This window comes from Myroides profundi (assembly GCF_000833025.1).
Classification (GTDB): domain Bacteria; phylum Bacteroidota; class Bacteroidia; order Flavobacteriales; family Flavobacteriaceae; genus Flavobacterium; species Flavobacterium profundi_A.
Genome location: NZ_CP010817.1, coordinates 1,326,647 through 1,347,712, shown reverse-complemented (window position 1 = coordinate 1,347,712; position 21,066 = coordinate 1,326,647). Strand labels below are relative to the sequence as shown.

Genomic DNA, 21,066 nt, shown 5'->3' with positions numbered 1-21,066 from the left:
TTAGAAAAGTCAAGTAAGTAGAAATAAAAAAAGCCTCTGCATACAGATTTGTGCAAAAAGCTTGAATTTTTAAACAACTATTACTAACTCATTTTAAACAAGTTATAATAACATCATAAAAAAGAATATCTTTTTTATTCAAAAAACCTTGCAAAGCCCAGTATTTGCAGTATATTTGCACTCGCAATACGGAAGTAATGTAGACCATTTGGAGAAATGGCAGAGTGGTCGAATGCGGCGGTCTTGAAAACCGTTGACTGTAACAGGTCCGGGGGTTCGAATCCCTCTTTCTCCGCTGAAAAGCCCGATAACACTCGTTATCGGGCTTTTTTTATGCTTTATTGCTCCCTTCTTTTAATTAAACTCAGATTCCACATTAGCCAAATACTACGCTAATTAGGTGCATTAAATAAACTTTATTTATTGCGCACCTTTCTACTTTATTATGAATATAGATATTCTACAAGAAGTGACTATATTTATATTATTACCGAAATCTAGAACAATTTTTATTACTTAATATATGATATACAATCAACACGAATACGATATAAGAATGGAATGGGGATTAAAGGGAGTAGAAGAGCTTGCTCCTATTTCTGATGTAATCATAATAGTCGATGTTTTGTCTTTTTCTACTTGTGTAGATATTGCAACTAGTAGAGGAGCATTCATCTATCCATATCAATGGAAAAATGAAACAGCTATAGAATATGCTAAAAATGTAGGAGCTATCTTAGCTGATTTTAAACGAAAATATACAGATGGTTTTTCACTTTCCCCAACCTCTCTAACCCATATTACTCCTCATCAAAAATTAGTCTTACCTTCTCCTAATGGAGCTACCCTTAGCTTAACAACAGGGAATACCCCTACACTATGTGGCTGCTTAAGAAACGCTAAAGCAGTAGCCAATTTTGCTAAAAAGTACGGAAAGAAAATATCTATAATCGCTGCTGGAGAACAATGGCAAGACAATTCTTTAAGAGTCTCTCTTGAAGATGTAATAGGAGCTGGAGCAATAATTTCTTATTTAGAAGATAGATTATCTCCAGAAAGTAAGGCTAGTCTAGCGATATTCAAAAGTAGCCAAGAAACGCTACTAAGTGATATTAAAGAATGTAGTTCTGGAAAAGAATTAATAGCTAGAGGATTTGAAAAAGACGTCTTATTAGCTAGTGATTTTAATATTAGTAACTGTGTGCCTGTGCTAAGGAATGGATATTTTGAAAATGGAAATATATAATTGATTATATCAAACCCTTTTACACTAAAAAAAGATACAGTAAAATGATCTTCTAAAAGAAATATACACACTGTGTTCTAATAACTATACCCTTCCTCTAAAGTTAATTTACTGAAAACAAAAAGCCCTCATAGAACATCTACAAGGGCTTTACTTATATATAAAAACTTATCTCATTAATTACTTTTATTCTCAATAGACACACCTTCAAGGGTAGGATCATTCACTAAGGCATACGAAGTATATTTTCTGATAGGAACTATTTCTTTCTTACTTTCCACACCATTTTCACCTTTAATCGTTATGAACTGCTTACCATCACTAGTTAAACTTATAGCAGAATAAGGTATCTCTATAACATCTTTATATACCAATGATATCACCACTCTATTCTCTGCAATACCTTCTCCATTGAGTTTTAATCCTTCCATTACTTGAGGAGATTTATCTAAAAAGAAAATATCTGTATCATTCTTAAGATTTACTTTGACAGGAATACGTTGTCCTTCTTTAGTTTCAAATGAGCTTACAAGAGTATTCTGTCCTGTGATGCCTTGTCTCCACTGCACCATATCATTAGCAGGTATTTCAAAAAACACATCATACCCAACTATAGTAAACAAATTATGCTTATCATTAGCTGTTAGGACATCTCCTACTTTAACAGAGATATTCTTCACGATACCACTATAATCAGACTTAACAGCATGTCTACTATACTTCGTATCAGATGCATTGATTTTATCACTTAGCTCAACTAGGTTCTTACGCAACTCCTCTACAACCTCGCGTTGTTTAACAAAAGCAACACTGTCTCTTCTAGCTAACTTCTGTAATCTATTCTCAGCACGTTCTAGATCTTTTTTTAATCCCTTGTACTCACTCTGTTCTTTATCCTTCTCTTTCTTAGAGACCTGTAGACTCCCTACCTCTACTTCATAGATTACTTGGCCTTCTGAGATAGCCTGTCCTTCTTTTATAAAAAGCGACACTACTTTCCCTTCTATAGACTCCTTGATAGGGGTACTATACTTCATCTTGACCTTAGCTGCATACTCTTTTGTATAAGTATGGTATTTACTATTCAACACTAAGACTGTAGGAGCTACTACCTCTTTTACCTCTTCTGTTTTCTCCTCTTCCTCTTCTAAGGCTACTTCATTGTCAGTTTGGACTACTTCTTCAGTGGCTACAATCGTTTTAGATTCAATCACTTCCTTTTCTCCACCTTTATCCTTATTTCCATAATAACCCACCCCTACTAAGAATACAATACTTAGAAGTGTCATTATAATCTGCTGAAGTTTTACATTTTTTTTATTCATAACCCACTCTTATCCTTACAAAGATAACTAACTGATGCAAAGGACTGAAAAAAAACAATCCAAACATCTAAATTACAATAAAAAAAACCAATATTGTAAACAATATTGGTTTCATCCTCAATCAAAAATCTACTAGATTATATTAATGACCTCCCAGAGCTCTATACAAATCAACTAGCGATGCTAAATGATCTCTCTTTAACTCTGCAAAACTCAAACTACTTTGCAACGCTAAACTCTGTGCATTAATAACCTCTAAGTAAGATACCTTATCCATCTCAAACATAAATTTGATGTTAGACAAAGAAGTGTTTAATATATCCACTCTCTTTTGCATCATCTCCTCCTTTTGAGAAATCTTGTCAATTTTTACTAATGCATTATGCACATCAGTAAATCCTGTGACAACTGTATTTTTAAACTGTATTGCAGCTTTCTCTCTTTCTACAACAGCGATTTCATAAGCTGTTTTTAATTTCTTTTGATTAAATAAAGGCTGTACTAATCCTCCTGCTACCATTCCAAATAAAGAACCTGGAGTTTGGAACCAATCCGAAGCCTTAAATGCATTTAATCCTCCTTGAGCTGATATTACGATATTAGGATACATCTGCCCCTGAGCAGCACCTACTTTCGCATTTGCTACTTTAAGATTGTACTCCGCTACTTGTATATCAGGACGAGTACTTAAAAAATCCGCAGGTACACCCGTATTTAAATCAGTAACAAAACTTAAACCACCTATAGTAACAGAACGAGAAATTGCCTGCGGATAATTATTTAAAAGCAAATTCAATCCACTTTCTTGTAAAGCAATTTCTTGCTCTAATTGAGGTAATAACTCTTTAGACTCTAACCATTGTGCCTCTGCTTGTTGCATCGCTACAATAGTCTCATTACCTACCTCAAACATTTTTTTGGTCAACAAATAAGTATTCTCACGAAGGATAATTCCTTCCTTTGCTATCTTAAGTTGTTCATCAAGCATTAATAAATTAATATAGCTTGTTGCTACCTCAGCTACTAATCTATTCTGTATTGCACGCTTTATCTCTTCAGTTTGTAACATTGTTGCTAATGCAGCCTCTTTCTCCCTTCTAAGCTTCCCCCAAATATCTAATTCCCAAGACAAGTCTAGATTAGCATTAAAATCATCATTAACACGTCCTGCATCATTAGCTGCTAAGTAACTATTCTTAGAAGATTCTGTTCTACTAGCTGCCACATTCATTGTTAATTGTGGCAACAAAGCCATCTTAGATTGCGTATACAATAGATTAGTCTGTTCTATATTCTTAACAGCTACTTGTAAATCCGCATTTCGTTCTAAAGCTATTTGTATTAAACTAGTTAATTCTTCATTCTTAAAGAACTCCGAATAACTAAGTTTAGCTAGATTATTAGCAGTAGTATCAGAAACAGTTTCTTGATAAAACTGCTCTGGCTTTTCTACTGTTGGTCTTTCATAGTCTTTCCCTACTTTACAAGCAGTGAAAAAAATCGAACCTATTACTATATATACTATTTTTTTCATTCTCTAATTAATTACAGTCTGTTGAACTATTAGTCTTCTAATACCTCTGGTTGTTCTGGTGCTTTCCCACTCACTTTCTCTTGTAAATATTGGAAGAATACATATAGGAATGGAATAACAAATACTCCTAAAACAACTCCTACTACCATCCCTCCTGCAGTACCAATACTAATAGAATGGTTACCTTGTGCTGATGATCCCTGAACAAACATCAGTGGCACCAATCCAGCGATAAATGCAAACGATGTCATTAAAATAGGACGAAGACGTAAACGAGAAGCTTCAACAGCTGCATCCACAATACTCATTCCTCCTTGACGTTTCTGAACAGCAAATTCTACAATCAAAATAGCATTCTTAGCTAACAGTCCGACCAGCATGATGAGCCCTACCTGTACATAGATATTATTAGCTATTCCCACAGCTCCAATAGCTAGGAACACCCCCATAATACCAACTGGTAATGATAACAATACTACTAATGGTAAGATATAACTCTCATACTGAGCCGAAAGAATAAAGTAGATAAACAAGATTGATAAACCAAAAATAAATACCATCTGTCCACCTGACTTTTGCTCCTCTTTACTCAATCCTAACCATTCGATTCCATAACCTGCTGGTAATTTCTCAGCAGCTACTTTCTCTACTGCTTTCATTGCATCACCTGTACTTACTCCTGGTTTAATAATACCATTCACAGCAATAGAGTTAAATAAGTTATGACGACTAATTGCCTGTGGACCATACACTTTTTCTAAATGTGCCAATGAACTGATTGGAATCATCTCTCCAGAACCAGCTGTAACATATATAGTCTTAAATGATTCTTCATCTGCTCTAAACTGTGCATCTCCTTGAACAAACACCTTAAACTGTTTACCAAAACGGTTAAAGTCGTTCACCTGTGCTGATCCATAGAATAATTGAACTGCACTCATCATATCACTTACATCCACTCCATGCATCTTTGCCTTTACAGGATCTACTACGATCTTATACATTGGGAAATCAGCTTTAAACATCGTGAAGGCACTCTGTACCTCATCTGTATCACTCAAATCCTTATTGAATTGATTTACAACATTTGCAAAATCTTCAATGCTTCCTCCTCTTTTATCTTGAACAACCAACTCTAATCCATCGAAGTCTCCGAATCCTGGTACAGTTGGATTGGCAAATACATAAAACTCTCCTTCTTTTAATGAAGTCAATTGCGCATTTAATTCAGCTATGATTTCATTAATATCTCTTACTTCTCCTCTTTCTTTTAAATCCTTAAATGAGATGAATCCCATACCGTATGCTGGACTGGCAGCATTACCTAATATATTAAATCCAGAAATAGTAGTAACTGCCTTTACAGAAGGATGCTTTCTCATGATCTCATCACCGTCTTTTAATACTGCTGCAGTTCTATCAATAGATGATCCTGGAGGTAATGAAAGTGCAAACATCGCAAACCCTTGATCCTCGTTTGGAATAAACCCTTTAGGAGTTGAATTCATTAAGAATACCATTCCTACAATAGATCCTAATAAGATACATAGGCTCAATACCTTTCTCTTAATTAAGAACTTAACTCCACCGATATACTTATTCGTTAATGAAGTAAACCCTGCATTAAATGATCTAAAGAATCTAGTTTTAAAACCATTCTTTTTTGTTTCACCTGCATTGTGTTCTAAATCATGGTGGTGATTTTTAAGTAATAAAGCACATAACGCTGGACTCAATGTCAAAGCATTTACTGCCGAGATCATAATCGCTATCGCAAGTGTATATGCAAACTGCTTATAGAATACTCCCACTGGACCTTCCATAAAACCTACAGGTAAGAATACTGCTGACATTACTAAAGTAATCGAGATAATCGCACCTGAAATTTCGCTCATCGCTTTAGATGTTGCTTCTTTTGCATCTAATCCTTCGAGCTCCATCGTACTATGGACGGCCTCTACGACCACAATAGCATCATCTACTACAATACCAATCGCTAATACTAATGCAAATAGTGTCAACATATTGATAGAGAATCCTAACATATTCAAGAAAAAGAAAGTACCGATCAATGATACTGGCACTGCTATCGCTGGAATAATAGTAGATCTAAAATCTTGTAAGAAAATGTATACAATTACGAACACTAGTAAGAACGCTTCAATCAACGTAGTTTTTACTTGATTAATAGACTCGTCTAATTGTGTTTTATTAGCAAAGGTTACATTGTATTTTAATCCTTTTGGTAATTGAGGCGTTAAATCCTCTATCACTTTATATACTTGTGTCTGAATCTCATTGGCATTTGATCCTTTTGTTTGGAACACAGCCATAGATACAGCATCTAAGCTGTTAATCTTATTCTCTTCATCATAAGCCACTGCACCAAACTCTATACGTGCAATGTCTTTAAGATATAATACATTACCACTTTTATCAGCTTGAACTACAATGTCTTCGAATTGCTCTGGTGTATTATATTTTCCAGGATAAGTAAGCGTATACTGAACTGCTCCACCAGCATTCTGTCCTAAGTTACCTGCTGCTACTTCCATACTCTGACTTTGGATAGCACGCTCTACATCTTTAGGAGTTAATCCTCTATTAGCTAATTTGTGTGGATCTAACCATACACGCATAGCATAATCTTTCTCACCATACAACTGTACTTTACCAACTCCCTTAATACGTTTTAACTCACGTACTAAATTAATACGAGCATAGTTCTGTACGAATGTTTCGTCATATAACGTATTGTCCTCACTGATAAGGTCAATAATCATAATCATACCTCTCTGCTCTTTCTGAGTGATTACCCCAGCTTGCAATACCTCAGCTGGTAAAATACCAGATACCTGTGCTACCCTATTTTGTACGTTAACTGCAGCTTGATCTGGATCTGTCTCTAAATCAAAGAAAACAGTGATAGAAGCTGTACCATCATTACTAGCTGTTGATTCGATATGAGTCATATTCTCCACCCCGTTGATTACCTCCTCTAGAGGAGTAACCACAGATTTTAATACTGTCTCGGCATTACCCCCTGGATAAGAAGCCGCTACTGTAACACTAGGAGGTGCAATATCAGGGAACTGTGCGATCGGTAACTGTGTTAAACCAACCGCCCCTAATATTACTATAATAAGAGATATAACGGTAGCCAATACTGGCCTATGTATAATCTTTTTAAGCATTTGTTCTGTTTGTTTTAATTAAATAATGAAGACATCTAGGGATTACTCACTAGCCTTTGCTGTTTGTGAATCTACATTTCCTCCTACATTCTTTGTTGGTGCAGCTAGCACTGCTACTGACATACCATCTTGTAGTTGATTCACACCTGTAATAGCTAGAGTTTCTCCTTGATTCACGCCACTTTCGATAAAGTAAGTATGTAAGTTCTTCCCTATGATTTTAAGCTGTCTTTGGTCTACAGTATTATCCTTATTCACCACATAAGCGAATATCTTATCCTGTAAATCTGATGTTGCAGCGATAGGAATTTGTACTACATTTTTATGAGTAGCCATCAAGTTCACTATTCCTGTACCACCATTTCTCAATAGACGATCTGGATTATCAAATACTGCACGTACGCTAATAGAGTTCGTACCAGCATCAAACTCACCATTAATCACATCTACCTTACCTGTGATAGGGTATTTATCACCATTACTTAATTCTAACTCTATAGGCATCTTTAATACATTATCAGAACTGCCATTCTCTTTTACTAAATTAAAATAATCAGCTTCTGTCAATGAGAAGTAAGCATACATCTGAGAGATATCTGACATTGTAGTCAATTCTTCTGCTTCACCCGCAGTTACTAAGTTTCCTACACGTTTAGTGATACGACCTAAGAACCCATCTACTGGAGCTGTAATAGTACAGTAGCTCAAGTTCAACTTAGCTTCTGCCACAGCTGCCTGCGCTTGTGCTACATTAGCTTTTGCATTATCTAATGCCGCATCTGCCGTTTTTAACTGTATTGGAGAAACGAATTTATTATCTAATAAAGATTGTACTTTATCTCTTTCTAACTGAGCATTTACTAAAGCTGCTTGTGCTGCTTTTAAACTCGCATTAGCATTATTCAACTGAATGCGATAAGGTTGTGCATCTATAAGTATTAATGCCTGACCTTTCTTTACGTAACTTCCCTCTTCTACTAATATCTTCTCGATATATCCAGAAGCTTGTGCACGTACTTCTACGTTAACTCTTCCTTCTAATGATGCAGTATACTTCTTTAATACTAATGCATCACCTTTCTCCACTATACTGGTTTTTACCTCTAATACAGATGTTGTTTCTGCTCCTTCGTTTGCATCACTTTTACAACTAACGAAAAATACAGATAAACCAAATAATAGTCCTCCTAAAAACAAAACTTTCGTACTTCTATAAATTTTATTCATTTCTAACGCTTTTAACACAACAAAAATCAAAAATTATACCGCTCCAACTTCTAGAATTAGTTCGAAGCGTAAAAATTCGAACCTGAAACGTCAAAACTGATTACTTACCTGAATAAACATTCTCTTATACTTATAGATAGACACAAAAAAAGCTACTAATGTAGCTTTATGAATTTAACCAATTTTTAAGTAATGGCGCCTTCTCACGGCTTACGATTACCTCTCTCTGAGGATCTTTTAATAAGCCTATTTTTAATTTACCATTATAGTAGTTCTGTACATGCTCTATACTATCCACACTCACGATATGCTGTCTATTCGCTCTAAAGAATATCTCAGGTGACAACTCTTCCTCTAACTCCTCTAAGGTCTGACTCACGATTACAGTAGTTTTATCCTTTAAGACTAAATGTGTAATCTTTAATTCTGAATAAATAAAATCGATCTCACCTACCTTCACAGTCTTAAAACCATCCTTATAAGGAATCAAAAAACGTGAACGATAAAAAGCTTCTTTCTTGTGTAAACTGCCAAGTATATCTTTAATAGAATCACTTAATACAGGAGTACTTCTAAGTGATTTAAACTTATTCAATGCCTGTTCTAACTCTTCTTCCCTCACAGGTTTCATAATATAATCTATACTATTCACCTTAAATGCTTTTAGAGCATACTCGTCATAAGAAGTCGTAAATATCACAGGAGCCTTTATCTCTATCTGTTCAAATATTTCAAAACACAAACCATCTTCTAATCTAATATCCATCATGATCAAAGACGGTTCCTCGTGATGCTGCAACCATTCTATACATTCTTTTACACTTTCTACTACAGCTACGATTTCTATAGTGGAATCTAATACCTGCAATAAGCGAGATAATTTATTAGCATTTCTTACCTCATCCTCTACGATCAAAACTTTCATCATGTATATTTTTCTTAAGCTATTATTTCTGATTATTTGTCATTCTTATTAAGTAACAAAGGCAATCTTACCACAAAATCTTTATCCGTTTTCTGAATAAGAACCTTGTGCTTACTTAGCAGACGATAGCGTTCCTTTATATTCGTCAACCCTACTTTAGAAGAAGGTAGAGTCACGACTAGCTCTTGTATATTATTTTGAATCACTACGTAATCCTCTTCTACATAAATATCTATTCTCAGAGGACTCTCTTTAGAAGCACTATTGTGCTTCACAGCATTCTCTACTAATAACTGTATAGCGATAGGTGCCACATAGAAGTTTTTCTTATCTTCCTCTTGCACATTTATATTTAACTGTACTTTCGCCCCCATTCTTTCTTTGATTAAGTAAAAATAAGACTCTACGAAAGTCAACTCTTCTAACAGACTGATGGTGTTCTTTCTAACATTAGATAGCATATAACGATATACTAGCGATAAGTGATCTATAAACTTAACAGCGATATCCTGATCTTCTATTACTAACTCAGATAGTGTACTGAAGTTATTAAATAAAAAATGAGGGTCTAGTTGCATCTTTAGTGATTCTAACTCTGACTGACTAGCGATACGTTCTAGTTGTTCTGCTTTTAATTTAAGCTCTGCAGCATCCACCATGGACTTTTTCCAATTATTAATCAAAAAATAGCCTGTGTGAATAGCACTGATAAAAATCCCTGTATTTAAACTAATGATTAATGACTGCCATAAATCTATCTTTGCCTCTAAATCTATTAATTCAAAAGACTCATAAGGAGACAGATAAACATACACAAAATTAATAGCAAAATATACTGTAAAGATAAAAATAAGTAGTAAGAAGAACTGTACTACTACACGCATCACAGGCTGCTTATCCCAAGGCAAAAACTTATTCAAAGCTCTACTCAACCAGAGACTCACCTCTGTGATGGCCATACAGTATAGAAAAAGAACAAAGGCAGACTCCCACATCTCCTCTACATCCATTCTGAACCAATCTGCATCATAAGGATTAAGTAAAAAATGAGAGAATAAATAAAGTAAAAATACCAATGGCACTACCATTAATCGATAGTGTTTTAAAAACAGTGATTCCTCTTTTACTTTCTTAGTCGCCATCTTCCTTAATTAAATTCTATAACAAAAGTAAATTTATATTTCCATATTTAGAACCATACCTTACTCAAAATGATATATACCTACTTGAAACGGAAAAATACTATACCTACTTGTATTCTTTATCTATATTACCCATTTTAATTTTCAAAAACCATGCAATTACTAAGAAAAAAGCACAATTAAACAAAATCAGCAGAGATTTCCACAAATAACAGTCTACAATATACTAAAGATATAATAACAAAAAAAGTAGTATAACATCCACTAGCTATACTACCTTCGGTAAAATGAAACAAAACAAATTATTTAATTAAAAAGATGCTTCTAACCCTAACACCTCAGTTCTGTCAGACCTACTAACCTATTCTCAAAAAACTCTATAAAAGAATAATCTAATAACCTAATAACACCCACCTCATCTGATAATAATGCTGTTAATGTCTGTATATCATCTTGTAGGATATACTCTATATCTAAATCTATATCTTCCAAAAGTTCTTCTACACTATCAATATCACAGTATTGATTCTCATCTAATAGAACAATAGCCCCTTTATGCTCCCCTATTAACAACTCCCCTATCAATGTATGCTCATCCCATCTCCCTATAATAAAGATATACGAAGAGAAGATAGAGTCCTCATTCATCTCCTGAATAGACAATACATGATCTGTAGTAGTAAAAGTAAAGAAAGACACTGAAGCAACAGTTCTCATCAAAGCAGTATGACTACTAACTAACAAAAAACGAAAGTAATCATCCGAAAAGTTATAAGTATGCCTTAAGCCATTTATCTCATGCTTAAAAAGCACATCAACTCCTGAATCTATCAGAAATCGATAACGTAAAAACTCATTCATAGTAGTTGTATTGGTTACCTTAAAATTAATCAATTTAAAGGTATCAAAACACTCCCAACCAAAAACATAACATTCTGATAACATTGATATTAAATCTAAAAAAAGTAAAATGAATAGAAATATACCAAATAGACTATAACTACATTCAAGCATAGTGTAATAAGAGAACCATGAAGCAGAATTAGTTTTTAAACATTTAGTCAATACTGACTCCTAGTTTATGACCATATCAACCAACCCTTCACTATCTAATCAATTATTTCATCTCAAACTATAATAAAATTGCACAAAACAATCATTATTTATAATTTTAACAAAATAAATATATTATATTTATTTAATTTTAAAAATATGAATGAAAATCAGCTATCAAATCTAGGTGATTACTACCGTCTAGATAAAGAAACTTATGAGTTACGCACTAACTATCCTAAATTAATCCTTGGAATCCTTGTCATTATAGCATGTATAGTTCTTGTTATTTATCCAGGTATTATTATGCACGGATGGTTAGTTCGCATCGCTGCTATTGTTCTAGGTTTAATAGCGATCCTTTACACACTAGCATCTGGTTCGGATTTTTACAACAAAAAAACAGGTGGTAAAATAGTCAATATCGGAACTACTAAGTTTGCTAATCCTCCTCGTGGTACAGAACCGTATGGTCCTAGAGATATGCGTATTATCGAAATGTATGAAAACGAAGAATGGGACAAAATAATTAATGAACCTAAAGCTGATGATAGACCAATGCAACTATTAATGGATTATGATGAGAAAGGAAAAGTTATCTATCTATTATTATGTAGATACTTCTCTGATTCTGAGTTTAGAGTTATCGCACCTGTCAAAACCATATCAGAGCCTAACTTCTCTCAACTCCTTAATAAATTTAAACAAACCACTAAATTCTAATCGATTATAACCAATCACTATATACAATAAAAGGATGCACACAATGTGCATCCTTTTATTGTATATAGTTATCTATCTCCCCTACCTCCTACACCCTCTTTTCTCCTATCTATTTTTTTACTACCTTTGTCTATAGTAAAGGCTTTGACTCAATGGCTATTATTGAGAATATTCTTCTATTCTAAGTCTGGTACATCTCACCAAAAAGAAAGCACAAATCACAGCTTTCAAAATCTCAATTTCAAAATTTTAACAAGTTTTTTAACGGTACTAATTCACTGCGAATCGAGTATTCATGCGGTCTCCGTTATGGTTTGTTCGGAAGGTGTTCGGAAAACACCCCCTTTTTCCGAACACTTTGCAAAGAACTCCCGAACAACGTCCAAACAACCCTCCCGAAAACCTTGCTATCACTGGCTTTGTCGCGTGCTGTAAATCACTAAAAAACGCCTAAATGTTAATATTTTTAACAACTGTGATTTGTCCTATTTTTAAAATTTATAGCGGTTAAAATATTCTCATATTTAGAATTTTCATAAGCTATACTCTGCTCTAAATCTATTAAAATAGATATACTTCATCTAACATTAAATTTCTCTAATCCTAAAAAATGGCTTGATTTATGATTTAGTTTTGCAATAAAATCAAAGCTATGAACATACTTTTAATAGAAGACGAAGTAAGTGTATCTAACTTCATTAGAAAAGGTCTAGAGGAGAGCCAACATCAGGTGGCTTTTGCCTACGATGGGATGATAGGATTACAACTAGCGATGGAACAAGAGTTTGATTTGATTATTCTAGATGTTATTCTTCCCTATATGAACGGATTCGAAATCTGTCAACAAATAAAAAAATACAAAGGAGATATTCCTATCCTCATGCTGACGGCATTATCTACGCTAAATGATAAGGTCAAAGGATTTAATATGGGGGCAGATGACTACCTGACAAAACCCTTTCACTTTGAAGAATTATTACTGAGAATAAAGGCACTGACCCGTCGTAATACAATGGCTATGCCTACTCTAGAGTATAAAGCTGCGGATCTAATCATGAATACGTATAAAAAGACGGTTACGAGAGCAAATAAAGAAATCGTTTTAACCCAAAAAGAATATACCTTACTAGAGTATTTCTTAGTGAATAAGAATAGGGTATTAACGAGAACACAGATAGCTGAAGCGGTCTGGGGTATCGGCTTCGATAGAGGGACGAACCTCATCGATGTGTATGTCAATTATGTGAGACGCAAAATAGACAAAGAGTATAATACACAACTGATACATACAGTTATCGGTATGGGGTATATACTGAAGGATGAATAGGCTTTTGGTTTTCAGTTAACGGTTAACGGTTTACAGTATTGCCCTACGAGCATAATGTACTTAGATGATGTAATAGCCTAATGATTGATACAATAGCCTAAACGATTTCACAACATCACAAAAAAACGATTTCACAAAAAGACTATTTCACAAAAAAACAGAATAATGAAAATACGCAATAGACTTTCACTACAGTTCTCTGGCTTATTTGCAATACTCTTATTAGGAGTGCTAATTGCAGTCTATTTTGTAGTATCTAGCCATTGGCAAAATACCTTCTTTAAACAATTAGAAGATCGCGCCTTCACAGTAGGCCATAACTATCTAGCAGAAGACAACTTCACCAAGGCAGAGTTCGATGAAGTCTTGCGCAAATATCCTCGTACATTACCTTTAGAGAAAATAAGAATCTATGACATTAATCTAGATCCAACCTTTATAGAAGAAGGGGATCTTAAATGGGATAAAAAGATATTAGAGGAAGTTATTGCAAAAAAAAAGATATACTTTAAACTTGATCAGGAGTACGTGGTAGGTATTTTCTATAGAGATAATTCTGGGGACTTTATCGTGATGGCTAAGGCAACTAATGAAAAAGGAGTAGCAGCATTACAACAGTTAAGAACGGTTATGCTGATCAGTCTAGTAATTGCCTTGCTTATTACATTTTTCCTCTCGCGTTTATTCGCTGGTTATTTTCTAATCCCGATTACCAGAATTAATAAGTACTTCGCGAAGAAGAATATAAATACTTTATTTCAGCCCATCCCTACACAGGATATGTCTAAAGACGAGATACGTACGTTAAGCGAGACTATTAATGATCTCTTTAATCGAGTACAAGAATCCTTTGACAACCAACAGGCATTCGTGTCTCATGCTTCACATGAGCTAAAAACGCCTATCGCCTCTCTTATGGGAAATGCTGAGATAGCGCTACGTCAGAGCAGAACAGAACAGGAGTATGTAAAGGTGCTGCAAGGGGTAGTGAACGATGCGATACACATAGATCAGATGATCAATAATCTGTTGGCATTATCACAACTAGACAGTTCTGTGTATCCGTTACATAAACATGCTTTTGAGGAGTTCTGGTGGACGATGATAGACCACCTTATAGCAGCTCAGAAAGACTTAAACCTAAACCTGACCATCAGCACAGAAGAAGACTTACACGAGCTATTCTTTAATGGCAATGGCAACTTATTAGAACTAGCCCTTTCTAATATTATACTGAATGCAAACAAGTTTTCTCACAATGAGCCTGTAGAGGTAACACTGGATACTGATACCCACAATATCATCATTATAGTAGAAGATAAAGGCATTGGGATAAAAAAAGAGGATCTAGACAAACTATTTCTTCCTTTTTACCGTTCTAGTAATGCATTCGGGATAAAAGGAACTGGTCTAGGTCTATCGTTAGCTTCTAAAATAGTACAATTACACAAAGGCACATTGACCATAGAATCAGAACTAACAGTAGGTACTAAAGTAACCTTAATGATTCCGAAACTGCATCAATAGTAGTCATCTCAATCATTATCTAAATTATAATTCAACCTAACAGCGAGTATAAGATTTTATACTCGCTGTTTTTTTTGTGATGTTGTGGAGTTGTTTGTTGAAGGAGCTTGTTAGACTCTCTAAGAATATTTAACTATTAAACATCAGATGAAAACTGTTAACCTTAATCTCACATTAAAATTTTCTAATCTCCTTTTAATCCCCTATTCATATCTCTTTAAGACCGTCCTAATTATCATGAAATAAGTTTGCCTTGTTAAAAAGAAAGTAAAAAAATAGACAAGAATTTATTTTATGCATATCACTAAAAGATCATTGTTATCCCTAGCTTTAGTACTGTCAGCGACAGTGACTAGCTATGCACAGGATAAAAAAGCACCTATCGTGGTGAGAGATGCGGAAACGCTAATTCCGCTACCTGGCGTGACTATCGAAGACATTACAAATGATAAAGTAGATATTACTTTAGACAATGGACAGTTCGAATTAGACAATACAGACTTAAAAGAGATAAAACTACGCCTAACTTATATCGGATATACAGATAAAGAAATCACGATAAAGGTGGGAGATTATCCTTCATTTATAGACTTAGATGTAGAGGATAATTTATTAGAAGGAATTGTCGTAACAGGATATACTAAACAGTCTCGTTCTAAAACAACAGGAGCTGTCAGTAAAATAGAAGCTCAAGCGATCAATAAATCACAAGTGAGTTCTATGGATCAAGCCTTACAAGGACAAGTACCTGGATTATATGTAGCTTCTCCTTCTGGGCAACCTGGTACTCCTGGTAGGGTGACTATCCGCGGTATCGGTTCTCTTCAGGATGAGAACACAAATCCTCTTTATGTATTGAATGGAATGCCTATCTCTCCTGCTACATTCTCTGCTCTGAATCCTGAAGACTTTGAAGATATCACTGTTCTAAAAGATGCGGCGGCTACTGCTCAGTATGGTTCTAGAGGAGCTAATGGGGTAATCGTAATCACTTCTAAGAAAGGGGCACATGACTCTGATGGATTAAGGGTGACTTATCAAACTCAATACGGGTATTCTGAAGCTAATAACAGTAAATGGGATATGATGAATACGAACCAACGTCTTCAGTTCGAAGAAATGCTTCAAGACCAAGACTTACCGGGATGGGCATATTCTAGAAACAACCCTTATAAGACAGTAAATGGAGTACAAGTAGCTAAGACAGATGTTGATTATATAGAAGGAGATAGACGATTAGCAGAGATTAGACAGACTAATATTGATTGGAAAAAGAAGTTAATGAGAAGAGGAATTAATCAATCTCATAACTTAAGCTTCCAAGGGGGCGATGATAAGACTCAACACTATACTTCATTAAACTACTTCAAACAAGATGGGGTATTATACAACTCTGGTATAGAAAAGTTCAATGTGAATAGTAATATTCACCATAAGTCTGGTAGATTAAGCACTAACTTCTTTATCAACTTAGCGAATATTAATAGTCAAACTTCGGAGTCTGATTTTGATGTAAGTGAGACAAATCCTGTAGCTTCTATGTACTTCGCGTTACCTTATGAGAATCCGTATGATGAAGATGGAAAGCTTAATCCTGGTACGAATAGATTTGGTACAAATGCTTTAGCGATGTATAACGATGTTAGCCGAAGAGAAAAACAGCAGAAAGGTGTGTTAGCAGGTAACTTTGCTTTTGATATTACAGATGACTTTAAACTGACTAGTACACTAGGGGTTGATTATACCAAACTAAGTAATACACATATCATCAAACCTGATACGTACTTCGGAGACCTAGTAGAAGAAGGGGGTAAAGGAATGTATAGTCAAGGTGATCAGACTAACATAGGGCTAATGGCTAATTTCGGGGCTAACTATAAATACAGATGGGATGCTCACGAGATAGAAGCGATAGCCTTAATGGAGATGAATAGACAGAAGTATAACTATCACGGCTTTACAGGATATGGGTTAATAGATGGGTTAGACCATACCGCAGGTGGTATCACACCAGGTACACCTGAGAATGACTTCATTCCTAAGATAGAAGGTAGAGCTTCTGAGAACTTATTACTTTCTCAAGTTGCTTTAGTGAGATATTCTTATGAGAATAGATTTACGTTGTCTACGAGCTTAAGAAGAGATGGCTCATCACGTGTACCTCGTAACAACAGATATAAGTACTTCTATGCTGTGGGAGGTAGTTGGAATATGAAAACAGAAGACTTTATGCAGAATATAGATGTTATCTCTATGGCACGTTTACGCGCTAGTTATGGATTAACAGGTAATGCTAATGGCTTCGCTAGTGACTTCGGATACCGCCGTCTTTATGGTCCTGGCCAATACAACGGAGGTACTGCGCTTAACCCTATAACGCCAGGGAACAATCAGTACAACTGGGAGATGAATAAAATTCTAGACTTAGGGTTAGAGTTCGGTTTATTTGAAAATAGATTAATTGGAGAAATAGACTTCTATAACCGTATTACGAGTGATTTATTCTTAGATAGATCTCTTTCTAGTACATCGGGGTTTGAATCCATAGCTGATAATATGGGTAAAATCCGAAACCGTGGTATTGAGTTAAAACTTTCTCGAGATGTGGTAAAAAGTGGAGACTTCACTTTTAACTTAGGAGTAAACTTTGCTTATAACAAGAATAAGATCTTGAGCTTAGGAGATGAGGATGAAATCATCACAGAGGACTACTCTATCCATCAAGTCGGCAAGCAAATAGGACATTTCTATATGGTGAAATGGGCTGGTGTAGATCAGCAGACAGGTGCTCCACTCTATTATGACAAAGAAGGTAATATCACGACTACTTATGATCCTGATAATGCTGTATTAGTAAAAGGAGGGTTTGACCCCGCTATCAAAGGAGGGTTTACAACTAACTTTAAATACAAAAACTTAGAAGTAAGTGCTTTATTCTCTTTTATTAAAGGAATGTATAGACTTAATACAGGAGAATTTTACAGAACATCCGCAGACCAAACTTACCGTATCTATAACCAGTCTACAAGTATGTTAGATATGTGGCAAAACCCTGGTGATGTCAGCGATAATCCTAGTGCAAAATATGCTCGTTATATGACTGATAGAGAACTACAAAAAGCAGATTATTTAAAACTTAGAAACTTAAGTGTAAACTATAGATTTAAAGACTTCGGTAAATGGAATAAAATAGTGAAAGAGGTCAATATATTCGCTCAAGGGCAAAACCTATTGACTTGGACAAACTTCAAAGGACAAGATCCTGAAGATGACAACAACTGGTACCAATATGAATACCCACTACCACGTACTATCACAGCAGGTGTAAAAGTAATTTTTTAAAGTAATGTCAATGAAAACAACCTTATATAAAATCAGTGCAATACTATGCTTAGCATTAGGAGCTATTAGTTTCCAGAGTTGTGATAGTATGCTAGATATAGACCCAAAAGATGCTGTAAATGAAGAACACATTTACAGTTCGGTTAAGCAATTTGAGTTTGGAGTGTTAGGAGCTTATACAGAGCTAAACTTAGAATACAATACCTTAATCGGTTCGATCATGGCAGATGATTGTAAATTAGCTCCTGGCAATGCTGGGGTAAACTCTTATGCTGTCAATCTTAACCGATGGACTTTTAGCGCAGATGACGATCTTCTACAACAGATATGGATAGATTACTACCACAGCGTGTACAAGATTAACACACTACTAGAAAACATCCATAAAGTACCTACTAACAATGTGGCTGAAGTAGAAAAACTAAAGCAACTAAAGAGTGAATTACACGGCCTAAGAGCTTTAATACACTTCGAACTACACCGTATGTTTGGACAGTCTGAATATTTAGGAATGACAGCTTATACGGTCCCTTATAAAACAAGTTCTGATGTATATGAGAAGCCAGGTAAACAAACAATACAAGACTTCTATAAACAACTAGAGAACGATCTAGTAGAAGCAGAACAGTATATTAATAAAGATACAACTATTCGCTTAAGTCAAGATGCTATCTTAGCATTAACTGCACGTGTGGCACTATATGCGCATGACTATACAAAAGCAGAAAGATATAGTACTATGCTAATTAATAAATATCCACTAGCAACGGCAAAAGAGTTTGAAGGAATATGGGAGGACACTTCTAATGCTGAGGTTATTTTTAAACTGAAACGCAACAATGATGACAACATTAGACCTAACATATTCTGGTATGACTTCAGTAATGGAAAAACATTGTACTATGCTTCACAGAAACTAAGAGATCAATTTGACTCAGCAAATGACAGAAGATATGAACACTTCTTCGGTATAGAAGATGATGCTGTCATTAGTAAATACGATGGTAGTGCATTCAACGATCGTATTAATGATTACAAAGTATTTCGCATCAGTGAAATGTACCTTATACGCGCAGAAGCATATCTAAAGCTAGGTAACAATGCCAGTGCTACTAATGATCTTAATACACTTAGAGATAATAGAATTAAAGATAATACTCACTTTACTACTGTGACGATACAGGATGTACTACAAGAGCGTTTCTTAGAGCTATCCTTTGAAGGACATCGCTATTTTGATTTAAAGAGATTAGGTATGCCATTAGAAAGAGATCCTCGTGATCTAGCAGTAGATACTGATAACACGACAATTAGTGCTTTTGATGAATACTATCAGCTACCTATTCCACAAAAAGAAGTACAAGCTAATCCAGCATTAAAATACTAATACTAAAAAAGGCTATTCTGTTTAAGAATAGCCTTTTTCATTTACAATAAACCTTGATTTATACTCTAAAGTATAAATCAACAATAGCAGGCCCCCACCTGCTATTGTTTTCGAAACAAACTAACCGTTGTATCTGTATATTTTGACTTAATAATAACTTATCATATACAGTTACAACTTCTACATTAATTCCCCCAAACTAATGTATTTTTATATATTCGTCTTGGTGTTGCTCTAAGGCAAAACGCAATTCTTCAATAACTTCTTCTTTAAGTCTTTCCGGTGACACTACTTTCACATATTTACCAAACTTCATGATTTGTTGCTTTAACTCATAATTTGGTTTTACTAATAAAGTTGCCAAAACTCGTTCTCCACATACGCTTTCCGTAATCACTTGAGTAGCATGAAGTGGACAAGAGTTTAATACACCTCTTTGACTCTTATCAAATGAAAGGACTACTTCGTGAACATCTTGATTAGTAAAGTTTAAACCAATAATCTCACTAAACTTAGTTCTAGCTGACTCTGAACACCCTTTAAAACGTTCGTTCTCAATCATCACATCAGCTATAGTATCTAAAAAGTAGGTACGGTACTCATTATCCTCTAAAGCAACAACATACCATGTATCTTCAAATTCTTTAAATAATATTGGTGCTATCTTTACTCGATGTGGCTCACCATCTAACTGATTAGTATAAGTAAAAGATATTTTTTGATTCTTAGTCATTGCTGTATAGATCATTCTAATCGTATCTATCGGCAATACTCCTTTTTTAGATGCAGGATCTATATAAGTAGAAGCTGATGTTTTAGAACCATTACTTGAATTTAATATATCTGTAGTAACCAGATCCTTTAAATGTAATAAAACTTGATTTGCTCTTGCTAAATACTTTGGAGCAATATAATACCCTTTTTTAGCATTATCCAGTGATACCTCTACCCCAAATTCTGTAGACAAGTCACTAAGTGCGCGATACAGTGTACGTTCACTAATATCAATATCATAACTTGCTAAGTACTCTAAAAGCTTTTCCCGCGAAGGGTAATGATTTTGATTAAGGTAATTTAATACCAAAAAATAATAGCGTAATTTCTTCATTTTAAC

General features: G+C 34.8%; 14 protein-coding genes and 1 tRNA gene. 7 read left to right on the top strand and 8 right to left on the bottom strand.

Features of this window, described 5'->3' with window-relative positions:
• The first annotated feature begins 210 nt into the window (after positions 1–210).
• A tRNA-Ser gene (locus tag MPR_RS05995) sits at positions 211–295 on the top strand.
• Between the two features lie 228 nt (positions 296–523).
• A complete protein-coding gene (locus MPR_RS05990) occupies positions 524–1,246 on the top strand; it encodes a 2-phosphosulfolactate phosphatase (protein ID WP_041890252.1) in 723 nt (240 codons plus the stop codon).
• A 176-nt stretch (positions 1,247–1,422) separates the two neighbouring features.
• Here MPR_RS05990 and MPR_RS05985 read toward each other — a convergent pair whose 3' ends face one another.
• From MPR_RS05985 to MPR_RS05955, 7 genes are all read right to left on the bottom strand, one after another.
• On the bottom strand, positions 1,423–2,571 hold the full coding sequence (locus MPR_RS05985; RefSeq protein ID WP_041890250.1) for an efflux RND transporter periplasmic adaptor subunit: 1,149 nt from the start codon (positions 2,569–2,571) through the stop codon (positions 1,423–1,425).
• A gap of 142 nt (positions 2,572–2,713) precedes the next feature.
• Entirely contained in the window at positions 2,714–4,105 is a 1,392-nt protein-coding gene (locus MPR_RS05980; RefSeq protein ID WP_041890246.1) for an efflux transporter outer membrane subunit, read from the bottom strand.
• A gap of 29 nt (positions 4,106–4,134) precedes the next feature.
• Entirely contained in the window at positions 4,135–7,299 is a 3,165-nt protein-coding gene (locus tag MPR_RS05975) for an efflux RND transporter permease subunit (protein WP_041890243.1), read from the bottom strand.
• A 42-nt stretch (positions 7,300–7,341) separates the two neighbouring features.
• A complete protein-coding gene (locus MPR_RS05970) occupies positions 7,342–8,526 on the bottom strand; it encodes an efflux RND transporter periplasmic adaptor subunit (RefSeq protein ID WP_041890240.1) in 1,185 nt (394 codons plus the stop codon).
• Between the two features lie 166 nt (positions 8,527–8,692).
• On the bottom strand, positions 8,693–9,454 hold the full coding sequence (locus tag MPR_RS05965) for a LytR/AlgR family response regulator transcription factor (protein WP_082027819.1): 762 nt from the start codon (positions 9,452–9,454) through the stop codon (positions 8,693–8,695).
• A gap of 29 nt (positions 9,455–9,483) precedes the next feature.
• The gene (locus MPR_RS05960) at positions 9,484–10,593 is read right to left on the bottom strand and encodes a sensor histidine kinase (RefSeq protein WP_041890234.1); all 1,110 of its coding nucleotides are present in this window, start codon (positions 10,591–10,593) and stop codon (positions 9,484–9,486) included.
• Between the two features lie 330 nt (positions 10,594–10,923).
• Positions 10,924–11,454: a hypothetical protein gene (locus MPR_RS05955; protein ID WP_041895212.1), complete on the bottom strand. Its 531-nt coding sequence runs from the start codon at positions 11,452–11,454 to the stop codon at positions 10,924–10,926.
• A 351-nt stretch (positions 11,455–11,805) separates the two neighbouring features.
• Between MPR_RS05955 and MPR_RS05950 the strand changes: the two genes are divergently transcribed.
• The 5 genes from MPR_RS05950 to MPR_RS05930 all read left to right on the top strand — a co-directional run bounded on the left by MPR_RS05950 (position 11,806) and on the right by MPR_RS05930 (position 19,952).
• Positions 11,806–12,369, top strand: coding sequence for a hypothetical protein (locus MPR_RS05950; protein ID WP_041890231.1), 564 nt, complete (start codon positions 11,806–11,808; stop codon positions 12,367–12,369).
• Positions 12,370–13,021: 652 nt separating this feature from the next.
• Positions 13,022–13,696, top strand: a complete 675-nt coding sequence (locus MPR_RS05945) for a response regulator transcription factor (RefSeq protein WP_006259369.1) — start codon at positions 13,022–13,024, stop codon at positions 13,694–13,696.
• Between the two features lie 165 nt (positions 13,697–13,861).
• Positions 13,862–15,223, top strand: a complete 1,362-nt coding sequence (locus MPR_RS05940; protein ID WP_041890228.1) for a sensor histidine kinase — start codon at positions 13,862–13,864, stop codon at positions 15,221–15,223.
• Between the two features lie 294 nt (positions 15,224–15,517).
• A complete protein-coding gene (locus MPR_RS05935) occupies positions 15,518–18,565 on the top strand; it encodes a SusC/RagA family TonB-linked outer membrane protein (protein ID WP_041890226.1) in 3,048 nt (1,015 codons plus the stop codon).
• Between the two features lie 10 nt (positions 18,566–18,575).
• Positions 18,576–19,952: a RagB/SusD family nutrient uptake outer membrane protein gene (locus tag MPR_RS05930; RefSeq protein WP_235280589.1), complete on the top strand. Its 1,377-nt coding sequence runs from the start codon at positions 18,576–18,578 to the stop codon at positions 19,950–19,952.
• A gap of 199 nt (positions 19,953–20,151) precedes the next feature.
• Here MPR_RS05930 and MPR_RS05925 read toward each other — a convergent pair whose 3' ends face one another.
• A complete protein-coding gene (locus MPR_RS05925; protein WP_041890220.1) occupies positions 20,152–21,060 on the bottom strand; it encodes a helix-turn-helix transcriptional regulator in 909 nt (302 codons plus the stop codon).
• Between the last annotated feature and the right edge of the window lie 6 nt (positions 21,061–21,066).